This is a genomic window from Desulforhopalus sp. IMCC35007 (genome assembly GCF_005116575.1).
Lineage (GTDB): Bacteria > Desulfobacterota > Desulfobulbia > Desulfobulbales > Desulfocapsaceae > Desulforhopalus_A.
Map to the genome: position 1 here is coordinate 1 of NZ_SWCN01000046.1, position 22751 is coordinate 22751.

The window sequence follows — 22751 nt, forward strand, 5'->3', positions numbered from 1 at the left end:
ACCCGTCTTTAGATAGAGGCAGCTCCACGACGAAGCCAATTCATTCGGTACCCAACCCGCGCATATCAGATTGATCAACCGTCGTTAAATGATGACCCCGTCTCTGGCCATGAACTGGAAAGATGTTAATTAACCTTTTTGCAAGCGCCGGGAAACCCGGCGAAAAAAGAGGCAATGGATAACTGTTTATTATTGACAGTGTCAACCATATCAGTACCTTAGAAATTCATTTCTTGTTTTTTAAAAAATGAATTTCGTGAAGGTATTTACACCCGTCAAGGGGATAGTCCCAGCTTACTTTCCTGTGCACCGGGCTGGTTTTCCGTGTCTGAGCGTTTTGCCTTCCCTTTGGAGGTTGTGATGTCCGGTAGAGATTTCATGAAACGGTTTCGTTTTTTTCGCCCCCGCAGCACCGAAGATGGTTGCCGGGAAGAGAAAATTTCAGAAGGTTGGGCGGAAAGTCGCTGCGACCAGCGGGAATGGGAACATTTTTATCGTGATCGCTGGCAGTATGACAAAAAGGTGCGGTCCACCCACGGCGTCAACTGCACCGGCTCCTGCTCCTGGGACGTATATGTAAAAAATGGCATCATCGTCTGGGAGACCCAGGCCACTGATTATCCCGCCTGTGGTGAGGGCTTTCCCAATCATGAGCCCAGGGGTTGCCCCCGTGGCGCCACCTTTTCCTGGTACACCTACAGTCCTGTCCGTGTAAAATATCCTCTTATCCGCTCCTCGCTGCTGGAACTCTGGCGAGAAGCCCTGCTAAGCCATGGCGATGCAGTCAAGGCTTGGCGCGATATCGCAACCAATCCCGAAAAGCGCAGCCGGTATCAGCGCGACCGGGGTAAAGGTGGGCTTGTCCGCCTGTCCTGGGATGACGCTGCGACAATCACCGCCGCCTCCCTTGTCCATACCATCCAGCGATACGGGCCTGACCGGATCTTCGGTTTTACCCCCATTCCAGCCATGTCCATGGTCGCCTACGCGGCGGGGACGAGGTTTCTCTCCTTGATAGGTGGCTCCGCCATCAGTTTTTACGACTGGTACGCTGACCTTCCCCCGGCCTCCCCACAGATTTGGGGTGAGCAGACGGACGTGCCTGAAAGTGCTGACTGGTATGAATCAACCTATATGATTGTCTGGGGCACCAACCTGCCTATGACCAGGACCCCGGACGCCCATTTCTTTACCGAGGCCAGGTATCGTGGGGCAAAAGTTACGGCAGTTGCCCCGGATTATGCTGAATATGTCAAGTTCGCAGACACCTGGCTGCCCGCCAGGGCAGGCTCCGACGCGGCCCTGGCCATGGCTATGACCCATGTGGTCATCAAAGAGTTTTATCTTGATCACCCTACTGCCTACTTTATCGATTACGCCAAACGCTTTACCGATCTGCCCTTTGCAGTTGTTCTTAACGCCGCAGGCGACAGCCTGGTCTCAGGCCGCTTTTTAACCGCCGCCGACCTGGGAACAGAGATAACCAACCCACGCTGGAAAACGGTCTTCTTCGATTGCACTACTGAAAGCTGGGTTGTTCCCAACGGAAGCATCGGTTTTCGCTGGGACGAGGTGGCCGGCCACTGGAATCTCCACCTGCAAGACTCCAAAAATAATGCAGCTATAGATCCAATGCTCAGCTATGCGGGCGATGCTGATAGCTGGCAGACGGTCACCCTGCCATATTTTGATGACAAAGGCCCCGCATCGAAAAAAGGTCGGGTACCCGTCAAAACTATTAAAACAGCCGCAGGCGATCTCCTCGTGACCACGGTATTTGACCTGATGACCGCCCAGCTAGGGATTGTACGCTCTGAAGACCATGGCGTTAAGCAAGACAGCTCTGTGCATTACCCAACAGGCTATGATGATCCTCAACCGTTCACCCCTGCCTGGCAGCAAACAATCACCGGTGTCCTCGGGCAAGAGGTAATCCAGGTAGCGCGAGAGTTCGCCGAGAATGCCGATAAGACCCACGGCAAGTCCATGATATTCTTAGGTGCGGGCACCAATCACTGGTATCACAGTGACATGATCTACCGGGCGATTGTCAACCTGACCACACTTTGCGGCTGCCAGGGCGTCAATGGCGGCGGATGGGCTCATTATGTGGGCCAGGAAAAGGTCCGGCCCCAGGCCGGTTGGTCCCAGCTTGCCTTCGGTCTTGATTGGACACGTCCGCCACGGCAACAAAACGGTACTTCGTTTTATTACTTTGCCACCGACCAGTGGCGCTATGATGACCTGAACGCCGAAAGTCTTCTCTGGCCCTTGGCCGGTAAAGATTCCCCCCGGCATATGGCGGACTACAACGCCGTTGCCGTCCGTCTCGGCTGGCTGCCGTCCTACCCTCAGTTCAATCGCAACTCCTTGGATCTCTGCCGGGAGGCAGTGGAAAAAGGTGCGGCCACCGATGCGGATATTATCGCCCATGCAGTCGAACAGCTAAAGGATGGCTCTCTCAGCTTTGCCGTCGAAGATCCCGACCACCCGGACAACTTTCCCCGAATGCTCTTTCTCTGGCGGGCTAATCTGCTAGGAGCCAGCAGCAAGGGGCATGAATATTTCCTCAAACATCTCCTGGGCGTTGATAACGCCGTGCAAAACTCCGAGAGTGAACTCCGTCCCGAGGAGATCAAATTGCGTGAACCAGCCCCCGAAGGAAAACTCGATCTTCTCGTCACCCTGGAACTTCGCATGTCCACCAGCGCCATGTACTCCGATATCGTCCTGCCGGCAGCGGGCTGGTACGAAATGCATGACCTGAGCACCACCGACATGCACCCCTTTATCCATCCGTTCAACCCTGCGGTGGATCCACCCTGGGAGGCAAAGACCAGTTGGGACCAGTTCAGCGCTATTGCCGAAAAATTCTCCGAACTGGCTGCAATTCACCTGGGCGAAATGAAGGATCTGGTCGCGACTCCACTCTTACACGACAGTCCGGGTGAGATCGCCCAGCCCGAAATGCTTGACTGGCGCAAGGGCGAAACCGAGCCGGTTCCCGGCAAAACGATGCCCCAATTATCGGTTATCACCAGGGACTTTCCCAACGCCTATAAAATGATGACGGCGCTGGGACCTTTAGTTCATAAAATGGGAGTGGGTTCCAAGGGCGTCGCCTGGTCTGGTCAGGAAGAGTATAGTGAGCTTGCCACTGAACTTGGTACGGTAACGACCCCAGGCAAGAGTTACGGGATGCCCTCAATTACCACAGGCAAGCAAGCGGCACAGGTTATTCTGAAACTCGCACCCGAGACCAATGGCGAAACCGCTTTCAAGTCCTGGGCAGGGGTTGAGAAAAAGACCGGACTGGCTCTTAGCCATCTCAGCGCGGGCCGCCGTGATGAAAAGATATCGTTTAACGATATTACGGCCCAGCCCCGAAAGATCATCACCTCACCGGTCTGGAGCGGCATCGAATCGGAAACCCGGCGGTATTCTCCCTTTGTGATCAATATTGAGGAAAAGGTGCCGTTTCGAACGTTGACAGGGCGGGCTCAGTTCTACCAGGACCATCCCTGGATGCTTAATTTTGGTGAAGGCTTGCCCCTGTACCGTCCGCCTCTTAATCTGCCGGTCGACAATAGTCCCTACAGCGTTACCGAAGCACTTGCCAAAATGAAGCCCGACATGAAAAGCGATGGGCGAAAGAGCCTGGCCCTCAACTACCTGACTCCCCATTCCAAGTGGTCAATCCACAGCACCTATTCCGATACCTTGATTATGCTCACCCTGTTTCGGGGTGGCGAGGCCATCTGGATCAGCGACGTGGACGCCCATACTCTTGGAATAAAAGACAGTGACTGGCTCGAGTGCTTCAATGAAAACGGGGTGGTCATGGCCAAGGCCGTGGTCAGTCACCGGATTCCTCCTGGCACCGCTTTCATGTACCATGCCCAGGAGCGGCTCATCAACACCCCGGGCTCCCCGCTCTCAGGTCAGCGAGGCGGCACCCACAACAGCGTAACCCGTATTATGGTAAAATCGACCCATATGATCGGCGGCTACGCCCAACTCAGTTACGGTTTCAACTATTATGGTCCGGTCGGGTCCCAGCGGGATGAAGTGATCGTGGTACGTAAAGCCGGGGAGGTGGATTGGTATGAAGATTAAAGTTCAAATGTCTATGGTGCTCAATCTGGACAAATGTATCGGTTGTCATACCTGCAGTATTCCATGCAAAAATGTCTGGACCACCCGCAAAGGTGCTGAATATATGTGGTTCAACAACGTAGAGACCAAGCCCAGCATCGGCTATCCCAAAGAGTGGGAGAATCAGTCGCTGCATAAGGGCGGCTGGGTCATGGACAAAGGGGAGCTTCGACTCAAAGGTGGCGGCCGTCTGCATAAGGCTTCCCGTATTTTTCATAATCCCGACCTGCCCGTCATTGATGATTATTACGAGCCATGGGACTATGATTACGAAAGTCTTATCACTTCCCCCCGGAAAAAGCACCAGCCTTCAATCCGCCCCAAATCCCAGCTTACGGGAGAACCCATGCAGATAAAATGGGGACCCAACTGGGAGGATGACCTGGCAGGTGTCTGCGAGACCGGAGCCCGAGACGTCAACTTCAGCGGTCTAGATCACGCTATCTATCTCTCCTTCAAACAGGCCTTCATGTTTTATCTGCCCCGTTTGTGTGAGCATTGCCTCAATCCGGCCTGTGTCGCTTCGTGTCCCTCCGGAGCAATGTACAAAAGGGACGAGGACGGCATCGTACTGGTCGATCAGGAGCGGTGCCGAGGGTGGCGCTACTGCGTATCGGGCTGCCCCTACAAAAAGGTTTATTTTAACTGGAAGAGTGGTCGGTCAGAGAAGTGCATCTTCTGTTACCCACGGCTCGAAGCTGGTCTTACAACACTTTGTGCCCATAGCTGTGTTGGCCGCATCCGCTATGTCGGCGTAGTTCTTTACGACGCCGACCGCATCCATGAAGCCGCATCGGCTAAAACCGACAGGGAGGTCTATCCGGCACACCTTGATCTGTTTCTCGACCCAAAAGATCCCGAAACGATTGCTGCGGCACGAAGCCAGGGCATCCCCGAGCATGTGATGGCTGCTGCCCGGCGGTCGCCGATTTATCCGCTGGCCAAGACCTGGCATCTGGCCCTGCCACTGCATCCGGAATTTCGAACCTTGCCGATGGTCTGGTACATTCCACCGCTCAGCCCGGTTGAGTCACTGGCGAAAGATGAAGACATCAGAACAGCTGTGGACAACCTCAGGATTCCGGTAAAATACCTGGCCAACCTGCTGACAGCTGGTGATGAGCAACCGGTTCGCATGGCTCTGAAAAGACTGGCCGCGGTCCGGGCATATATGCGATCTGTGCGAGTGGAAAATAAACCAGACGAGACCATTGGTTCCTCGGTCGGCCTTGATTCAGAGACTCTGACGAAGATGTACGAGCTGCTCGCTATCGCCAAGCTCGAGGATAGAAATGTCATCCCCACCGCCTCACACCCGGACAAAAGTCCACTGCACAATACCAAGGGATGTGCAGGTTTTCCAGACTACCGATGATCTGGGTATCAGGAAATGGAGAATATCATGACTGAAAACGATCGCGTGCAATGTAAGCTGCTGGGGTTCCTGCTTGAATATCCAGCCGCTTCATGGAATACAGAACTCGCTGACGTAAACGAAATCGTGGAGACGGTAAATGACTGCCGGAGGCGGCAACTGCTGCGGAGTTTTTTAACCTATGTCGAAAGCACCCCACTCTTACAACTGCAGGAGACCTATACCGCAGCTTTTGACCTTGATCCGGCCACCAGCCTGCACCTGACATATCATCTCCTGGGCGACGGCGAAGACCGCGGTAAGGCCCTGGCAAAGATCCTCTGGGTGTACCACCGCGAGGGATATGATGCCGCCATCGATGAACTTCCAGATTTTCTGCCCATGGTTCTTGAATTTTTGGCGTTGTGCCCGGAGCCGGAGGAGGCGACCCCGCTCTGGTCTTGTCTCTCCGCCGTGGCCGAACTGGCCGAACGCTTACAAAAAGATAAGCACCCCTATGGGGGACTGATGGAACTGGTGGCTGAGATTGTGCACCCTTGTGTGATCACTCACCCTGACAGTATAAGCAAGGAGGTCTGACATGGATTTAGGTAACACTCTGGCATTTCTTGTATTCCCATATATAACACTGACAATTTTCACCGTAGGCCATATCTCAAGGTATATAACCGACCGATACGGATGGAACGCCAAATCCAGCGAGTTTCTGGAGAAAAAGAGTTTGTTCCTGGCAGTGACCTTCTTTCACTGGGGCATGCTCCTGGTTTTATTCGGACATGCAAGCGGCCTGTTGATCCCACAGCGTTTTCTGGATATGGTTGGCATTAATGGCGAAACCCACACCTTTATCGCCCACTACAACGGTATGGCAACCGGTATTGTCGCATTTATCGGCCTCGCCCTGCTTCTCTACCGCCGCATCGCCCTGCCACGTATTCAGCGTACCACCAGTCACAACGATTTTATCACCCTGGGAGCACTGCTTGTCGTTTCTGCAACGGGTCTCTACAATGTAATGTTCGGCCACTATTATATGCTGGACACGATTGCCCCTTGGATTCGAGGTATTGTGACTTTTACACCAGATCCAGGGCTGATGCTGGATGTGCCGCTCAGCTACAAGATCCACATCATAAGCGCTCTGGCACTGCTGGCATTTTCCCCCTTCAGCCGTCTGGTCCACATCTGGAGTGTACCTCTCACATATTTTTCCAGGTGCTGGATAGTATTTAGACGCAGAGCACTGGAGTAAATGGGTTACGGTATCGATGAGGGTGCCGGGGCAACAGGAGATAATCTATCACGAAAAAACACCAGGATTTCAAGGAGCAGCAAGATAAGGACAATCCAGGCAAAATAGGCAAGTATCGCCTTGTGCAGTACGAGCAGAAAGGAGTCTGCCGCCACGCTTTCCAAGATATCAAAATTCAGGGTAAAGGCATACATCATACCGAAAGTAAAGTTTCTCGACCACTGGGTTGGATCATAGACGAGAAGAGCATCGGCGAATCCGTATAGCCTGATTCGTTTAACAGCCCGAATAATTTCGATAATCTCGACCATGACGAACCACAATAAAACCCACAGCCAGATCAGAAGAATGAGATTGGCTGAGACAACGCCGCAGACAGCGCTTGCCAGGCCGGTGATGGACATTGCCCCATGTATGATGCAGTTGGTATTGAACCAGCCTTTATCCAGATTAATTTTTTTCCCCTCAAAAGCGTATCGCCGCACAATAAGATAAAAGCTTACAAGATAAAAACACACGCCAACCAAGATCATCCAGGGCGCAGCCAGTCGGTAGAAAACACTCGTACCAAAAGCAGCCTTCCACACAATAACCAGCGACTGGGTACTGACCGTCGAGAGCAACAGAACTCCGTGTACTTTTTGCCAGGATTCACTGGTAAAGAACTGGTAGAAATTTCCGACTGCACGATAGACAAAATACAACCACAGACTGATATTACCAATCACCAGTATTTGTGCCACGGGCTTCCATTCAGGGATTCTCTGGCAGAGCGCAATACCGCAGACAGAGGTTCCGGCAATCCAGGTTCCGACAGCAAAACTCCCAAGTGGATTGGCAAAATGCACCTTGAAAATCCTTCCACTCACCATATCCTTAATGTAGGAGCCGGCGATAAAGAGCAGAAGGAGAAAGAGAACCAAGGTAAGAGGTTGTACAAACTCTTTGTTGATCAGGGAAAAATGAACAATTGCTCCGTTAATGAAAATACCGATTCCCATGACGATCGCACCGGAACCGGTCGGCGATGGAATCTTTTTCATAAAGAGGTGTCTGATCAAAAAAAACAAACCGGTGATCAAGATCGCCCGCACCAGCTCAAGTGAAGCAGGTATTGAATCGGTTAGGGCAACCCATACGGTGGCTACCGTGCATACGGCAAACATCGCGGCACCTTCCAGACGCTTGATATCCAGGGTGTTCATTGTTAGAATCCTTGGGTCGACGAGTCAATAGCGAGATTGTATTCTGAGGCAACGCTTCTTGCACGTTGCGTTTCAACAGAAATTCTACAAGATTTAGTTAGAATCCTCCAGCCAAAACGAAGCACAGAACGGAGTGTAAAATTGGGGGGCTCAAAGCGAAAAGACAACGATCATCCGAGGTCCTGCGACAACACAGAAGATGGATAATAATTATAGCGAATCCGTTAAACCACACTACCATGTACAGTATGAGGAGTTCAAAAATAGATGAAATGCTGGTTTACAATGAATCTCGGCGATGCCATGTTGGCGGAAGAACCATTAGAGCATATCAAAGAACTTTTCCTTACAGCATATAAAACCAATGACAACAGAAGAGAACTGGCCTTATTCATTCGCCACGAATCTGAGGGGCGTCTTCACTGTGAAGTCAAAGTCTACTTTTCTCCTGCGACGGCTATTGTGGCAAAAACAGTCAATGCTGTCCCTTGTATTAAACCTTCCTCGAACGGATTAGGTTTGTTGGTTGGTTCAGAGAATTCGTGGTCAGTGCTTTTTCCAGAAAAAACCTTTAGTAAATGACCCTATTCATCCCCCTCTGACCTATCCCCTGGATTTGCGACAGTTGATATATCAGATTCATGAAGCTGGATTTCCAGGGGGTCGATTTTGGCGACTGGAGTCAACTGACGAATAAACCCGGAATTATATCGTGGAAAATCTCCATGCAATTTCTCTCACAAAAGGTACTTTTTGTGCAACGAAAATCCGGATAGGCTGAAATCTGCAGGAAAGCCCTTGTTCGTACGCGTAATATCTCATATTTTAAAGCAATTTATTTTTTTTGACGACAACTATCAGGCAATACCATGAAACCATTTGATTTTATAGAGCATCCGGAGGGCGGCCGATTCTTGGAGGTGTTTCGCTCTGCAAAACTTGTCACTTCGTCAAACGGGACGACCAGATCTGCCTTGACCCATATATATTTCTCACTCCGCCCCGGAGAAGTGAGCATGTTTCACAAGGTGACCTCAGATGAGGTCTGGAACCTCTATCAAGGGGCAGGACTTATCCTCCATACCTGGGACGGCACCAAGACACCTCCGGTACGTACCGTTCTGTCGGCCAAAAACAACTGTTTTTGCAGGGTCGTTCCGGCGGGAATGTGGCAGGCAGCAGAGCCAATAACAGATACCGTTTTAGTCGGATGTTCGGTTGCCCCAGGTTTTGAGTTCTCCGATTTCACTCTCATTAATCCGGAGTCAAAAGAGGCACAGCGGCTCATTTCCACAGCCCCTGGGTTGACCAGATTTATTGTCTCAGACAAGACCGAGGATTGTAGACTTTGATCAATGTCAAGATAATGAAAATAGAAAATGCCCATCATTTTTGGAAAAGTGAGAAACTGGAGTGTTGATGAAATGAAATATAAGATTTTAGGATTTGTTTTTATCGCGGTCTTCTTTTGTTCCCTGCCACTGTGGGCCCAGGAAAATACTACCCAGGGGGATCAGACAGGAAGAATTGCAATCATTTCGGCCTTTGGCGCGGAGATTGTCAAATTGAAGAACACGGCAATAATCGAAAAAGAGGCGGTCATCAATGGAAGAACCTTCGTGTTGTGTGAGATTGAAGGGAAAAAAGCCGTTCTTTTCCTGTCCGGAGTCAGCATGATCAACGCCGCCATGACGACGCAGTTGGCATTGGACCATTTTAATATTACACACATTCTATTCAGCGGGATCGCAGGCGGTGTAAACCCTAATCTGAACATCGGGGATGTTGTCGTACCAGCCCGATGGGCAGAATACCAGGAATCAATTTTTGCCAAAAAGACCGGGGACGGTTACGATCTTGGCTGGCATAAAGAGATTTATCCCGGCTTCGGCATGATGTTTCCGCAGCCCGTTGATCTCACCCACGACCGTCTAAAGAAAGCGGATGCACTTGAGGAGAAGTTCTGGTTCGATGTAGATTCAGAATTGCTGGCCGTTGCCAAAAAAATTCAATCCATTGAACTGGTTTCTGAAGCAGGTAATGTAAAGCTCAGCAATACACCCAAACTGGTCGTGGGCGGAACGGGCGTGTCAGGCATGTCTTTTGTGGACAATTCTGACTATCGGACCTGGATCTTTGAGACCTTCAATGCCGGATGCCTGGATATGGAATCCGCAGCAGTGGCCCACGTGGCCTATGTAAATCACATTCCCTTCATTGCATTCCGATCCCTGTCTGACCTTGCTGGTGGCGGAGAGGGGGAAAACGAGATCAACACCTTCTTTAAACTTGCGGCAGACAATGCAGCCCATGTCCTGCTCCGGTTTCTCGAAGTCTGGCATTAATATCTCCAATGATGCTGAATGAGTTCATACCTGTTTTCACTTTTTCCTACAAGATAATCTCCCAAATCAACAGGTGATTATCACATTCTGGCAGTTAAGACGTCAAGTGGCATGAGATACGTGTCTCCAGTAATAAACAAGGTCACTTTCTGCATACAACTCATCACAACGAGGTTCAACTATGGCACTTTCTGTTGTTGATTTATACCGAACAGTTCTTCCGAAAACAAATTGTAAGGACTGCGGTTTCCCAACCTGCTTGTCATTTGCCAGTATGGTTGTCTCTGAACAGCATCCACTGAAAAATTGCCCGCATATTGATCCGGAGCTGCTCGCAAAAAGTGAACTGGAACTGGCCGAGCAATACGCAGAAGGGAAATGGCTGAAGCGCGATCTTGCTGGAGAAGCTCTTAAATGGGCGCAGAACCGTGCCGCATCCATGGCGGTAGAAGATTTGCCTGACCGCATTGGAGGCGAACTGGTGGATTGCGATGGCAAAACCGGCCTGAAACTACCCTATTTGAATGGTAGTCTTCTGATAATCGGTACTGATATTACTGACGAATCAGATAACAAGCTGACAAGATATGAACAGGTGTTTGTGTTGAACCATCTGGCCCAGGGTGGCAGAGCACTGCCTACGGGTAAATGGAAGGGATTGGTGGAGTTCCCTAATACGGTGTCGAAGATGGTCTCTATGAAATCCCAGGTAGAAGAGCCGCTCATCAAACATTTTTCAGGAAAAGGTAAAGAGTTGCAGGCAAGAGCTTTGGCACTTGGTGCAACGCCTTTGCAGGGTCAGCAAAATGATGCGGACGTGGCCCTTGTGTTTCAGATCTTCCCCCGTGTCCCGGTCTCTCTTATGTTCTGGGATGTAAAGGACGATGAAGACTTTGAGGCAGAAGCCAAGTTGATGTTTGATGAAACTGTTGTCGAACATCTCGACATTGAGTCAATCATATTCATGAGCGAGCGACTGCGGCAGTTGCTCTGTCAGTGATTATCCTTTCATAGTGCGAGGGGCTCAGTGTTCCATATCTGCCTGACTCCGGTTGCGAGGACAGTGTTGCGTGGATAGAAACGCTACACCAGGCTACCGGAGCCGATGTGGTGATAATCGGCAACGAAAATCAGTCTATGAATGGATCGTGCAGTGATACCGATCACACCAATAGATAACCCGTCGCACTTTCCAAATGTGCGCGTCAATAAAGTCAGCAGTCTCCATGGCATCATTTTTTATCGTGAGAACAGTGCCATAGATAGCCGAAAGGCCTGCAAAATGCAGGTTTGCAGATGTGACGGCACAAATTACAAAAGGTTAAACCTGTATAACCTCTCGTTCTTCATCATCAACAACTGACCTCTCCGAAAAGAGAATGATGATTTTTTTCATAAACAAAACAATTCCTTTGTTATCGAAAACTCTTTATCATACATAATGGGTAGATATCCCTTTTGAGAGCTTCACAGATTGATTAGAATATTACACGTGGTTTTAATCCATAATCAAAATTTCCTTGAAACGCTGTCCCAGAAAACATGCTATCGACAATCGACGAGAGAGCCAATGAGCACAACAGGAAGAAATGAACCCTGCCCCTGTGGCAGTGGCAAAAAATACAAGACATGCTGTTTAAGACACGATCAAGACGGAGCCAGTCCGAATACTGCTAAGGACTTTGGTCAAGATATTGGTAAATTGCTGGCTGAAACTGAATTTACTTCTTTAGAAGAAGCCCAGGCTCAACTGGATTTGCTCTTTGCTAAAAAAAATGCTGCACCAATAGAGGCGTTTCATACGCTCTCTGCCACTCAGATGCATAGTTTTCTGTATCGGCCGTTCGATAGCCCTGAACTTGTCCATTTTTCCACAATTCTCAACCCGGAAATATCAGCTCCGGCCATGAAACTTTTCTCTCTCATTGTTGATGCAATAGGTAATGAAGGTCTTAAACCCACAGCCAAAGGCAACCTGCCACAGAAGTTCTGCAGGGAAGCAGCACGTATCTACTGGGCTGATCAAGATGACATCCACCGCCTCAGAATTGATTCGGTTCGCAGCGAAGATAATTTCTTTGACCTGCACTGTATTAGGCTCCTTGCAGAAATGTGTGGAATACTGCGGAAATTTAAAGGCAAGTTTATTATCGGCACCAAATACAGAAAGATTGTAGCATCTCAGGGCCCGACTGCATTATTCCCAGAACTCCTGAAAAAATATTTGACCGAATTTAACTGGGCCTACGGGGATGGATATGAGGAAATTCACATCGTTCAGCAATCGTTTCTTTTTTCACTCTATCTACTCAATAAATACGGTGATATTGCAAGACCACAGGAATACTACGAGGATGCATTCCTCGCTGCATTTCCAGATGTACTGAAAGAGCTTCAGGACAGACCTTACCTGACAGCAGAACAACAACTTCGCAGGATGTATTTTCTCAGAACTTTTTACAGGGGTTTCCGTTTTTTCGGGCTAGCCGAGCTTACACCAACTCCTTCTGAGAACCTTTATAGCCACTATGATGTAAAAAAAACCAACCTTCTTGATCAGGTTGTCAGCTTTTCAATGTAAAGCTGACAATACTTCTTTTGCCCAGCAAAAATTGACTAAGATTTTGGCGGCCCCATTCAATATATATATCGACCATTTCAAACGACTCAGAGAATATCAATGTATGAATTTTTAAAGCTGTTCCAGACACCATGAAAAATGATATTGTTGTGCAAGGAGTTCCATTCGATCGCAATTCATCTTTCAGACGTGGACCAGCATTGGCTCCCGACCATATCCGCAATGCACTCTTTAGCGAATCATCGAACATGTGGACGGAGAATGGAATTGATCTTGGCCAGAACTCACGGTGGCAGCTGCTGCCCAACCTTGATTTTTCTCATCAAGGTTGTGAATTTGCAGATATTGAAAACCAGACTGTCGTTCATCTCAACGATGAACTGCGGGTGGTGACGCTGGGCGGTGATCACTCGATAACGTATCCACTTGTTCGTGCATACGCCAAGAAATACAACAAACTAAATATTGTTCATTTTGACGCCCATCCGGATTTATACGACGAACTGGATGGCAACCGCCATTCTCATGCCTGTCCTTTTGCACGTATAATGGAAGAATTTCCAACTATCAGATTGGTACAAGTGGGAATTCGAACAGCAACCGGCCATCAGCGGGAGCAGGCTGCACGTTTTGGAGTCGAGATGATAGAAATGCGAGATCTGACACGAATGCAGCATCTTGTCTTTGATGGTCCTGTTTATCTTTCTCTTGATCTTGATTGTCTGGATCCCGCCTTTGCACCAGGAGTTTCGCACTATGAGCCGGGAGGAATGAGTACCCGTGAGGTTTTAAACGGCATACAGACACTATCAGGTGAACTGGTAGGAGCTGATATCGTCGAGTACAATCCTGAATACGATCCACAGGGGATAACCGGTATGGTCGCAGCAAAGTTGCTAAAAGAAATTCTGGGCAAAATGTTGGACGGATAAGAACTGCGACCTGATATTGACATATCCACTGAGGTAGAGCTGTGTAAGAAAGGTAATGCTTGAGACTGTTCTTTGTTGATTCCAAGCTGTAGAACACACTGTCAAATTAGCATGTCCGGAGATCTTTGATGATCTTGTCCTGAACGGTTGTCGTTTCTCAACGGACAAAAACAAAATGTATGGAGTAATTGAAAAAAAAATAAATCATTGTTTGCAATGCTAAATAATAATTCTTATCAGTTGTATCTTGTTTTGCCTGTCAATTCTGCAATATTGAAAGACTGTGGAAAAAGGTTTTAACATTAAACAATTGATTAAGGAACACAGTGACTGAGAATCTTGCGCTCTCTTTGGCCCAACAACTTATAGCAGTTAATACCGTCAACCCGCCCGGAAACGAAACAGACGCTGTCCGTATTCTCGCCCCACTCTTGCAAGACGCCGGATTTCTGATCAAGGAGTACCCCTATGGCCCCAATCGCAGTTCACTGGTGGCCCACAAGGGAAGGACCGATCAACCATCTGTTATTTTATCGGGCCATCTGGATACGGTTCCTTTTGGGAGTCAGCCCTGGACAAATCAGCCGCTTGAACCCTCAATCATCGACGGAAAACTGTTTGGCAGAGGTGCCGCTGACATGAAAGGCGGCGTTGCGGTACTGGTTGCCACCGCGCTACACTACGCAGCAAAAATCGATGAGAAACCTCTTACTCTGGTTCTTACCTCCGACGAGGAGATCGGTTGTGCAGGCGCGGCATCACTTATCGACAAAAAGGTACTGCCCAAAGCCCGCTGTGTACTGGTGGCTGAACCTACTGGAAATACTCCCCGGCTCGGTCATAAAGGGGTGTTCTGGTTGAAAGCTCTCTTCCATGGCAAAACCGCACATGCAGCCTTTCCCGAACTTGGCGTAAATGCACTGTTGAAAGCAGCAAAAGCTGTTGTGGCTCTAAATGATGGTATCCTTGGCGGCAGAGCACACGAAATAATGGGCGAAGCAACACTGGTGACCAGCCGTTTTCTAAGCGGAGACAACTACAACTCTGTTCCCGACCTGGCTGAATTGGGAATTGATGTTCGCTCAACCGTAAACTGGTCTCATGACGAAATCCTGCACAAACTCAAGATTCTGCTCGCCCCGCTGGAACCTGAAATCCAGGTAATATTTGATCTCCCGCCCCTCTGGACACCACCAAAAGCCGATATCATTCAGGATATTTTTTCCAGTTGTGATACTGTTCGAGGAAAATCTCACTCACCCGCTATTGTCACTTTTTATACCGACGGCGGAGTTCTTGGGCCGGGACTCGGCAATGCTCCTGTGGTTATACTGGGCCCTGGCGATTCAGGTATGGCCCATAAAGTCGATGAATATGTGGAAATTGATGCTTTAGCTGAAAGCGTTGATATCTATCTGAATATTCTATCTCGTTTATGTCTCTAAGGGGCTGTCAGATATGAATAAAAAACTATAACTTTATCAAGGTGAACGTTATGAAAAAAATTGTGTGTACAGTGTTGCTGTGCCTTTTCGCCGGCACTGCTGTAGCCGGGACTGTTAAAATCGGTGCAGTGCAGCCACTTTCCGGGAAGATTTCAGTCTATGGAGAAGGGTTCCAGCGGGCAATTAATCTGGCGGTTGAGGAAGTAAATAATGCCGGTGGGATTAAAGGCCAGGATCTCGAGATTGTCTACGAAGACAACCTGTCAACAGCTCAGGGTTCTGTTTCCGCCCTGCAAAAACTGATCTCTATTGAAAAACTGCCGGTTGTAATCGGTCCTGCGGCAAGTTCCAATTTTCTGGCAACCTGCCCTATTGCTGAACGTGAAAAAACCGTTTTTATCGGTGCAGAATCAGCCGCATCTGATATCAGTACCTGCGGATCATATGTCTTCCGGGTCTTTCCCTCAGACATGCTGCAGGGCATCGGTGTTGCCAAACTCGCGGAAGAACTTGATTACAAAGAAGTGGCCTTGACTTATATAAACAATGACTGGGGTGTTGGTCTTGCCAACGCTTTTAAAGAAAAATATAAAGGTAAAATAGTTGAAGAATTTACCTATGATGAAGGAAAAGCTGATTATCGGTCTGAAATCCTCCGTCTGAAAAAAAATAATCCAGCAGCCGTTGTAAACCTCACCTATATCAAAGAGGGTGGGACCATGCTCAAACAAGCCCACGAGATGAAATTCAACCCGCAATGGCTTCTTGGATCAGCCGCAAAATCGCCAAAACTTGTTGAACTTGCCGGCGAAGCAGCAGAAGGCATAATCGGCACCTACCCGACTTTTTCCAAAACCAGCGGCCTCTATGAACATTACAAGACTGCTTTTGCCAAGAAATACCCAGACGAGAAATTGCCGATTTTTGGTGAATATAATTACGATATGATCCATCTACTGGCCAAAGCCCTCAATAATGCCGATGCTCTGACTTCAGACAGTATCCGGGCCTCTCTGATAAGCGCATCACAGGGCTTTGAAGGTGTTACCGGAGATTTGAGTTTTGACGAAAACGGTGATGTTGGTGCCAGCTACGGACGCTGGTCGGTGAAAGACGGCAAAATCATCGAAAATTAAAGCGCGCTATTGTGTATTATCTCCAATTATTTATTAACGGTATTGTCGCCGGTGGCGTTTACGCTCTTTTTGCTGTCGGTCTGACAATGGTCTACTCAGTTTTCCGCTTTATCAACTTTGCCCACGGAGAATTGATTGCCTGGGGGGCTTATGGTGTTCTGCTGTTCGCCTCCCCTCCTTTTAGTCTGCCCCTGTGGCTGTCTGTGTTTCCAGCCATTCTCCTGGTGATAGCCATCGCTCTTCTGCAGAACCACATGGTTTTTGCACCATTGAGAAACAGTCAACCCGTCACCTTGCTCATCGCGTCAATCGGTTTGTCGTTTTTATTACGCAGTGGTCTGCAGCTCTATTTTGGATCTGACCTGCATTCTTATCAGACCTCATTTTATGAGAGTATCGACCTGGGTGGCCTGATGATAAGCTATGTGCAGCTTGCTATGCTTTGCCTGTCGATACTGTTTTTTGTCATCCTGCACCTGCTCCTTAGCAAAACCCTGACAGGCAAGTCAATGCGCGCCGTGTCCGACTCAATGGAACTGGCCGGTATCTATGGTATACCGACCAGAAAGGTCAGTGTTTTCGTATGGATAATATCGGCAGTCTTTGCCGCTTCCGGCGGTTTTCTATTGGCACTTGATACCAGCCTTGATCCGATGATGGGCCTCACCTTCATGATCAAATCTTTTGCTGCGGTGCTTTTAGGCGGGGTTGGCAACGTTTGGGGGGCGCTTCTCGGTGGGCTGTGCATCGGCATTATCGAAAACATGGGTACCGCTTTCATCTCTCCCGGCTATAAAGATCTTACCGCCTTTGTGCTGATTATCGTGATTTTACTTTTCAGACCCCAGGGTATTCTTGGTTCAACTATAAGGGGGGTGCGATAATGGAATATCTTCTGCACATAGGTATTGTCTGCCTGATTTATATTCTCTTTGCCTCCTCGCTCAACCTTGAGCTTGGCTGCGCCGGTTTATACAATTTTGGTCATGTCGGCTTTTTTGCCATTGGCTCTTACACCACCGCACTCCTGACGCTTAGCGGTTATTCCGTCTGGTTTGGTCTTCTTGCGGCGATGTTGGTGGCAGGACTTTCCGGCCTGATCTTTTCCTGGCCGGTATTACGACTAACAGGTGACTATTTTGGTATCGCCTCGCTTGCATTCGCCGAGATGGTCCGCCTGTTCCTCTTGAACGAACGGTGGTTAACCCGCGGACCCATGGGGTTACCCGGTATCCCCAGAGTTGAAATCCTGGGCTACTCAGGCAACACCGTGACACTCTTGACCGCTTTGGTTATTACCGTAGTTTCTTTATTCTGTTTTAAAAAAATTCTCACCTCTCCTTTTGGTAGAACGTTAAAACTGATCCGGGAGGATGAACATGTGGCACGGGCATTCGGCAAAGATGTCGTATCATTCAAGACCCGAACCATGGCCATCGGCTCTGCCTTTGGCGGCCTCGCTGGAGGTTTGTGGGCCCATTATCTCGGCTATATCAGCCCAAACGACTTCAGCCTGCAGCTCACAGTTCTAGTGCTGCTGTGTGTCGTTTTAGGCGGACGGGGTACACTGCTCGGCCCAATTGTCGGAGCAGTTCTTGTGGTAAGCGTCGGCGAAGGATTGCGGTTTCTCCCCTTGCCGGCATCAATGACGGCAGGAGTTGCACATATTCAAAGCATGCTCTTTGGCCTGGTTCTTATTCTCTTGATGTTGCGCAGACCCCAGGGCATAATCGCCGAGTCACATCTTATTCAGGAAACCTGATGCTGGAACTACATTCAATTTACAAAAGTTTTGGAGGGAATCAGGTGCTTCGCGATGTTTCCTTCGCTCTTGACAACAAGACACCCATCACCGGCCTGATCGGCCCTAATGGCTCAGGAAAATCAACACTCTTTCATGTGGTCATGGGTTTTTATTCCCAGGATAAGGGCCGGGTTCTCTTTAATGGTCAGCATCTCGATACTCTGCCGCCTGAAAAACGCTGTCATTCCGGTTTGTCATGTACCTTTCAAGACAGCCGGATGCTCACCTTCATGACGGTACTGGAAAACCTTACCGCAATCCCAACTCCACAACACGGTGAATCTCTGGTCAAGTCCTTCTTTTCTCCCCTTTTAGTACACAGGCAAGAAAAAGAAATTCAAGAGAAGGCCCGGGATATTCTTGAGCTTCTCTCCCTCTCTTCTCTTGCTGATGCTCCTGCCGGAAGCCTGAGCTATGGCCAGAGAAAATTGCTGGAAATCGGCCGGGTGATGATGACAGACCCCCAGCTGGTACTGCTCGATGAACCGACAGCCGGGATCAACCCAACCCTGATACAATCACTGGTCAAAATTCTGGAAACTCTGGTGCAAAGAGGAATGCGCTTTTTTTTGGTTGAACACAACATGCCGCTAGTAAGCCAGCTTTGTGACCGTGTCCTGGTACTGGATGCCGGGGAACTGATCTTTGACGGCTGTGCCACTGCAGCCAAAAAGGACAAGAACGTTATTCAAGCCTATCTGGGGAGCGATGGTTATGTTGAAGCTTGAATCCATCACCGCAGGATACGGAGAACTCACGGTCTTGTCCGAGCTGAATATTGTTGTCAACAAAGGCGAAACCGTCTGCCTGATTGGCCCTAACGGGGCAGGAAAATCAACGGTATTGAGGGTTGTGGCCGGCCAACTGCTTCCGACAAAGGGTAAGGTACTTTTTAACAATCAGGATATTTCTAGGACCGACTGCACCCACAAAATTGAACAAGGGATTCTCTTTGTTCCCCAGGGGCGCAATGTCTTCCCCAGCCTGTCTCTTCTGGAAAATCTTAATCTTTGCCAGATTTTTATCTCAGAATCACTTTTTCAGGAACGGCTCGACACAGTCCTCACAACTTTTCCCTGGATGAAAGAGAAACTACATAGCCCGGCGGGCTCACTCTCGGGCGGCTTGCGTCAGATGCTCGCACTTTCCCGAATTTTCCTTTTAAAACCCAAACTCGTCCTTCTTGATGAACCTTCTCTTGGTCTTTCCCCATTAGTCGTCGATGATATTTTTTCTACTATCAGTACTCTTAATCAGCAGGGTATCTCTTTTTTACTGGTCGAACAGAATGCCCGCAAAGGTTTATCTGTGGCCAACCGGGGCTATGTACTTGAATCAGGACAAAATCGTCTTACCGGCAGTGGCCAAGAACTCCTCGTTAATTCCGAGGTGACGCGCCTTTATCTCGGCGGATAACTGCGACTCAAGTGGTGTGGTGCTCTCCGAACAGGCGTAAAGTCTTGTGACGAGTCTTCTGTTGCATTGTTCTGTTTGAGTGATGTGGTCGAGGCAATTATTACTTCTGTGTCAAATAGTGGAGCCCAAATGTTTCAGCGTACAATAAAATCTGCTCTCACTTCAAGGCGATCTTGCCAGGCTGAGGAAGGACGAAGAATCCACCCAGAAATCGAGTCACTCCAATCTATCGCATTGTTCCGCAAGAGATATCTTCTTAAAAGGCGAATCAAATGAAAGGCACGATGGGTCATACGAAATAGCCAATCGAAATGGGGAAATAAATGTTGCATCATAGACGGTTAAAACCTAGGATAGCTGCCAGTCAAAACCCAAATGTATATCCTGCTTCTTTTTATTATTAATAGGTGTTTTTCGTGGAACTGTTTCATAATCATATTTTTCTTCTTCTCATTATTACCCTTCTGGGAACTGCACTTGGAAAAATACGCATCAAATCATTCTCTCTTGGTTCCTCCGGGATTATCTTCATCGGCCTGTTTTTCGGTCATTTCAACTATACCCTTCCTGCGGATTTTCAGACTCTGGGACTTGTACTGTTTATATATTCCATAGGATTGCAGGCCGGTCCTGGATTTCTCCATTCATTGCAAAGCAGTGGGCTGAAAATGACCATTGGTGCTTTGGCTGTTATTGGTACAGGCTTTCTCACAGCTCTTGCTGCGTCCTACTTTTTCCACTTTGATGCACCGATTGCGGCAGGCCTTTTTGCCGGAGCGCTAACAAGTACTCCCGGACTTGCTGTAGCAGTGGAAATGGCGGGTAGTACTGCTGCCCCGGCCGCTTACGGGCTCACCTATTTCTTTGGGGTGACGGGTGTTATTCTTTTTATTCAGATCCTGCCAAGGGTGCTGAAAATCTCCATCCCAAAAGAAGAACAAAATCTCAACGAAGAAATGTCCAGGTCGAATCTTCCTTTCTCTATAAATCATATCGAACTGAGCAACCCCAATATTTTCGGCAAGAAGGTAAAAGATCTCGGTCTCAGTGCTATTGCACCGGCGGTTATTACAAGGTTATTGCGAAAAGGAGCTGCTGAACCCGAACTGGTAGGGGCAGAAACCGTACTGGAGGAGGGAGATCATCTGAGAGTAGCAGGCAGACAGCCTGACCTGGAGAAAATACAGCTTTTCCTTGGAAAAACCATTGAAAAAGAAATTGAATTTGACCGTCGATTGACCAAGAAATATATAGTTCTCTCCAAACGAAACGTGACCGGAATAACGCTGAAACAACTCAACTGCCGGGAAGTGTTCAACGTGCAGATTGCCCGCGTCACCAGAAACGGTATAGATTTACCGGCAACGCCAAATCTCAGACTACAGATGGGAGATACAATACATGCTGTCGGTGATGATCGCTCTCTTGCCAATGTTGCCAAAATGTTTGGTAACAACATCAAAGAGATCTACAGCATTGATCTTCTCCCTATTTTTATTGGGCTTATGCTTGGCTTTCTGCTTGGAAAAGTACCGTTGTATATTCCATATTCCGGCACGTTCTCAATCGGAACAACAGGAGGGGTTCTTATGGCCGGTATCCTCCTCAGCAACTTCTACAAAACAGGCCCCTTTATCTGGGAAATACCATCAACCGCTAATTCGTTTATTCGTGAATTAGGTTTAGTGCTGTTCATGGCTACAGTTGGTACCAAGACCGGGGCTACAATATTAACAACCTTAAGTGAACAGGGGTGGGATCTCTTTATAGCGGGTGTGGCTGTGACATTGATACCACTTATAACGGCTGTACTGATTTGCCGGTTTTTTTTGAAGCTCCCCTTTTTAAGGATGCTTGGTGTTATCACGGGCTCTATGACGAGTACACCTGGACTTGCCGCAGTAAGTGATCTCTCGACAAGTCATTATGCATCTTCATCCTATGCCACGGTTTATCCAGTAGCCCTTATAGGAATGATTCTTTTCACTAAATTACTTGTGCTGATTTTACAATAGCTCAACTTTATAGCGATGAGCGTTCTTGATAGAGTCGAGCTGCTATAAATACCTTCTATCACGAAGTGTTGCTCACCCTCAACACTTCTCCTTAAGACATCCAATGACAACCAGGCACCCAGATTTTACTGATATGAAACTATGCAGCTTACCTGAGACTTCAGCATTGCGTACATTTAACGGTTTTTAGATCTTCAACGTATTCAGAGCATTGCGTTAATGTATCAAGACGCATTATACAGCTATAATTCCAGCATTCTTTCAACAAACTCTCATCTTGCCTGAGATCAGCAATTACAGAGTTCAGATTATTCGCTATCCCCATATGAAGGACATTGACCTGAAATCCTGATAAATGGCCTCGAGGATGTGAATACGTTAGTATAAAAACACCCACCGTATCGGGAAGTTGAGCACTCTTTGAATATACCTCAGTGGTGTAAATCCTCCCGGATTCTCCATTAAACTCTATTTGGTTGGGTAAAAACATTTTCTACGCTCATTTTTAAAATGATTCATAGGGCCAGCGAATACCAACTTGTAATTCTCCAGCTCAATAATTGATTTTTTGCTACCTTTACAGGCAAGACCCTGATTATAGCATTGCAGAAAGAGATGACTCAAATATGAGCTATGGGATAAACAAATGTTCGATATTTTACGAGAAGATTACGATCAGTTAGCTCAAACCTGTCTACTCCCCCAAGATAATCATCTACATACCTATCTTTTTCATAGCAATTTTTTGAGACGGGGAGCTACTCCTTTGTGAAGTACCACCAGGTTGTAAATTTAAAAAAGCAGATATAAAGCGTCGCAATCAAAATGCTTGTTGACATAACCTTTAAAGTCTATTAGGATCTGTTTTTTGCCGCGACATAAAGCGCGGGACACTTCGGAAGTTGAGGAGTGTTAAACGATCCTTGAAAACTAAATAACAACACATAAGCAAACGGGCCCAATGTAGTTTTAGCGAACTACAATGGAGCAAGTTTTCGTAATTCGAAAATAGAGCTCTTATATACATAAGCACTATATAAGTAACTATCTCTTGAGTGAGGTAGTCTAGGATATCAAACTGGAGAGTTTG

Annotated in this window: 18 protein-coding genes; 17 read left to right on the forward strand and 1 reads right to left on the reverse strand. The window is 48.1% G+C overall.

Annotated features, from left to right (window positions below; translation table 11 throughout):
- Window positions 1-378 precede the first annotated feature (378 nt).
- The 4 genes from FCL48_RS24145 to narI are packed head-to-tail and all read left to right on the forward strand — an operon-like array spanning window position 379 to window position 6782.
- Window positions 379-4116: a nitrate reductase subunit alpha gene (locus FCL48_RS24145; RefSeq protein ID WP_240744960.1), complete on the forward strand. Its 3738-nt coding sequence runs from the start codon at window positions 379-381 to the stop codon at window positions 4114-4116.
- Entirely contained in the window at window positions 4106-5530 is a 1425-nt protein-coding gene (gene narH, locus FCL48_RS24150; RefSeq protein WP_136876577.1) for a nitrate reductase subunit beta, read from the forward strand. Before FCL48_RS24145 ends, narH begins: the two co-directional genes overlap by 11 nt.
- A 27-nt stretch (window positions 5531-5557) precedes the next feature.
- Window positions 5558-6109: a nitrate reductase molybdenum cofactor assembly chaperone gene (gene narJ, locus FCL48_RS24155; protein WP_169309365.1), complete on the forward strand. Its 552-nt coding sequence runs from the start codon at window positions 5558-5560 to the stop codon at window positions 6107-6109.
- A gap of 1 nt (window position 6110) precedes the next feature.
- Window positions 6111-6782, forward strand: a complete 672-nt coding sequence (gene narI, locus FCL48_RS24160) for a respiratory nitrate reductase subunit gamma (protein WP_136876580.1) — start codon at window positions 6111-6113, stop codon at window positions 6780-6782.
- 5 nt (window positions 6783-6787) lie between these two features.
- Here the strand turns inward: narI and FCL48_RS24165 are convergent, their stop codons facing one another.
- Window positions 6788-7987 carry a hypothetical protein gene (locus FCL48_RS24165; RefSeq protein WP_136876582.1) on the reverse strand — a complete coding sequence of 400 codons (1200 nt, stop codon included), beginning with the start codon at window positions 7985-7987 and terminating at the stop codon, window positions 6788-6790.
- Between the two features lie 285 nt (window positions 7988-8272).
- On the opposite strand from FCL48_RS24165, the gene FCL48_RS24170 reads away from it, so the two are divergent.
- The 13 genes from FCL48_RS24170 to FCL48_RS24230 all read left to right on the forward strand — a co-directional run bounded on the left by FCL48_RS24170 (window position 8273) and on the right by FCL48_RS24230 (window position 21661).
- Window positions 8273-8569: a hypothetical protein gene (locus FCL48_RS24170; protein ID WP_205747820.1), complete on the forward strand. Its 297-nt coding sequence runs from the start codon at window positions 8273-8275 to the stop codon at window positions 8567-8569.
- Window positions 8570-8856: 287 nt separating this feature from the next.
- Window positions 8857-9339, forward strand: coding sequence for a cupin domain-containing protein (locus FCL48_RS24175; RefSeq protein ID WP_136876586.1), 483 nt, complete (start codon window positions 8857-8859; stop codon window positions 9337-9339).
- Window positions 9340-9411: 72 nt separating this feature from the next.
- Complete coding sequence (locus FCL48_RS24180; RefSeq protein WP_136876588.1) at window positions 9412-10332, forward strand: 5'-methylthioadenosine/S-adenosylhomocysteine nucleosidase; 921 nt, start codon at window positions 9412-9414, stop codon at window positions 10330-10332.
- 181 nt (window positions 10333-10513) lie between these two features.
- Entirely contained in the window at window positions 10514-11332 is an 819-nt protein-coding gene (locus FCL48_RS24185; RefSeq protein ID WP_136876590.1) for a DUF3786 domain-containing protein, read from the forward strand.
- Window positions 11333-11902: 570 nt separating this feature from the next.
- Window positions 11903-12913 (forward strand): YecA family protein, encoded by a 1011-nt coding sequence (locus tag FCL48_RS24190; RefSeq protein WP_136876592.1) that lies wholly within the window; start codon window positions 11903-11905, stop codon window positions 12911-12913.
- Window positions 12914-13044: 131 nt separating this feature from the next.
- Window positions 13045-13845, forward strand: coding sequence for an agmatinase (gene speB, locus FCL48_RS24195; RefSeq protein WP_136876594.1), 801 nt, complete (start codon window positions 13045-13047; stop codon window positions 13843-13845).
- A 326-nt stretch (window positions 13846-14171) separates the two neighbouring features.
- Window positions 14172-15290, forward strand: a complete 1119-nt coding sequence (locus tag FCL48_RS24200) for a M20 family metallopeptidase (RefSeq protein WP_136876596.1) — start codon at window positions 14172-14174, stop codon at window positions 15288-15290.
- Between the two features lie 50 nt (window positions 15291-15340).
- Complete coding sequence (locus tag FCL48_RS24205; RefSeq protein ID WP_136876598.1) at window positions 15341-16426, forward strand: ABC transporter substrate-binding protein; 1086 nt, start codon at window positions 15341-15343, stop codon at window positions 16424-16426.
- 11 nt (window positions 16427-16437) lie between these two features.
- Window positions 16438-17310, forward strand: coding sequence for a branched-chain amino acid ABC transporter permease (locus FCL48_RS24210; protein ID WP_169309366.1), 873 nt, complete (start codon window positions 16438-16440; stop codon window positions 17308-17310).
- Window positions 17310-18188, forward strand: coding sequence for a branched-chain amino acid ABC transporter permease (locus FCL48_RS24215; protein WP_136876602.1), 879 nt, complete (start codon window positions 17310-17312; stop codon window positions 18186-18188). Before FCL48_RS24210 ends, FCL48_RS24215 begins: the two co-directional genes overlap by 1 nt.
- Window positions 18188-18958 carry an ABC transporter ATP-binding protein gene (locus tag FCL48_RS24220; protein ID WP_136876604.1) on the forward strand — a complete coding sequence of 257 codons (771 nt, stop codon included), beginning with the start codon at window positions 18188-18190 and terminating at the stop codon, window positions 18956-18958. Before FCL48_RS24215 ends, FCL48_RS24220 begins: the two co-directional genes overlap by 1 nt.
- Entirely contained in the window at window positions 18945-19646 is a 702-nt protein-coding gene (locus FCL48_RS24225) for an ABC transporter ATP-binding protein (RefSeq protein ID WP_169309367.1), read from the forward strand. Before FCL48_RS24220 ends, FCL48_RS24225 begins: the two co-directional genes overlap by 14 nt.
- A 416-nt stretch (window positions 19647-20062) precedes the next feature.
- Window positions 20063-21661 carry an aspartate:alanine exchanger family transporter gene (locus FCL48_RS24230; RefSeq protein WP_136876608.1) on the forward strand — a complete coding sequence of 533 codons (1599 nt, stop codon included), beginning with the start codon at window positions 20063-20065 and terminating at the stop codon, window positions 21659-21661.
- Window positions 21662-22751 lie beyond the last annotated feature (1090 nt).

Excerpts from the sequence above, each read along its gene's own strand:
- FCL48_RS24145 (WP_240744960.1), top strand. The coding sequence starts at position 379 with ATGAAACGGTTTCGTTTTTTTCGCCCCCGCAGCACCGAAGATGGTTGC.
- narH (WP_136876577.1), top strand. The coding sequence starts at position 4,106 with ATGAAGATTAAAGTTCAAATGTCTATGGTGCTCAATCTGGACAAATGT.
- narJ (WP_169309365.1), top strand. The coding sequence starts at position 5,558 with ATGACTGAAAACGATCGCGTGCAATGTAAGCTGCTGGGGTTCCTGCTT.
- narI (WP_136876580.1), top strand. The coding sequence starts at position 6,111 with ATGGATTTAGGTAACACTCTGGCATTTCTTGTATTCCCATATATAACA.
- FCL48_RS24165 (WP_136876582.1), bottom strand. The coding sequence starts at position 7,987 with ATGAACACCCTGGATATCAAGCGTCTGGAAGGTGCCGCGATGTTTGCC.
- FCL48_RS24170 (WP_205747820.1), top strand. The coding sequence starts at position 8,273 with ATGAATCTCGGCGATGCCATGTTGGCGGAAGAACCATTAGAGCATATC.
- FCL48_RS24175 (WP_136876586.1), top strand. The coding sequence starts at position 8,857 with ATGAAACCATTTGATTTTATAGAGCATCCGGAGGGCGGCCGATTCTTG.
- FCL48_RS24180 (WP_136876588.1), top strand. The coding sequence starts at position 9,412 with ATGAAATATAAGATTTTAGGATTTGTTTTTATCGCGGTCTTCTTTTGT.
- FCL48_RS24185 (WP_136876590.1), top strand. The coding sequence starts at position 10,514 with ATGGCACTTTCTGTTGTTGATTTATACCGAACAGTTCTTCCGAAAACA.
- FCL48_RS24190 (WP_136876592.1), top strand. The coding sequence starts at position 11,903 with ATGAGCACAACAGGAAGAAATGAACCCTGCCCCTGTGGCAGTGGCAAA.
- speB (WP_136876594.1), top strand. The coding sequence starts at position 13,045 with ATGAAAAATGATATTGTTGTGCAAGGAGTTCCATTCGATCGCAATTCA.
- FCL48_RS24205 (WP_136876598.1), top strand. The coding sequence starts at position 15,341 with ATGAAAAAAATTGTGTGTACAGTGTTGCTGTGCCTTTTCGCCGGCACT.
- FCL48_RS24215 (WP_136876602.1), top strand. The coding sequence starts at position 17,310 with ATGGAATATCTTCTGCACATAGGTATTGTCTGCCTGATTTATATTCTC.
- FCL48_RS24220 (WP_136876604.1), top strand. The coding sequence starts at position 18,188 with ATGCTGGAACTACATTCAATTTACAAAAGTTTTGGAGGGAATCAGGTG.
- FCL48_RS24225 (WP_169309367.1), top strand. The coding sequence starts at position 18,945 with ATGTTGAAGCTTGAATCCATCACCGCAGGATACGGAGAACTCACGGTC.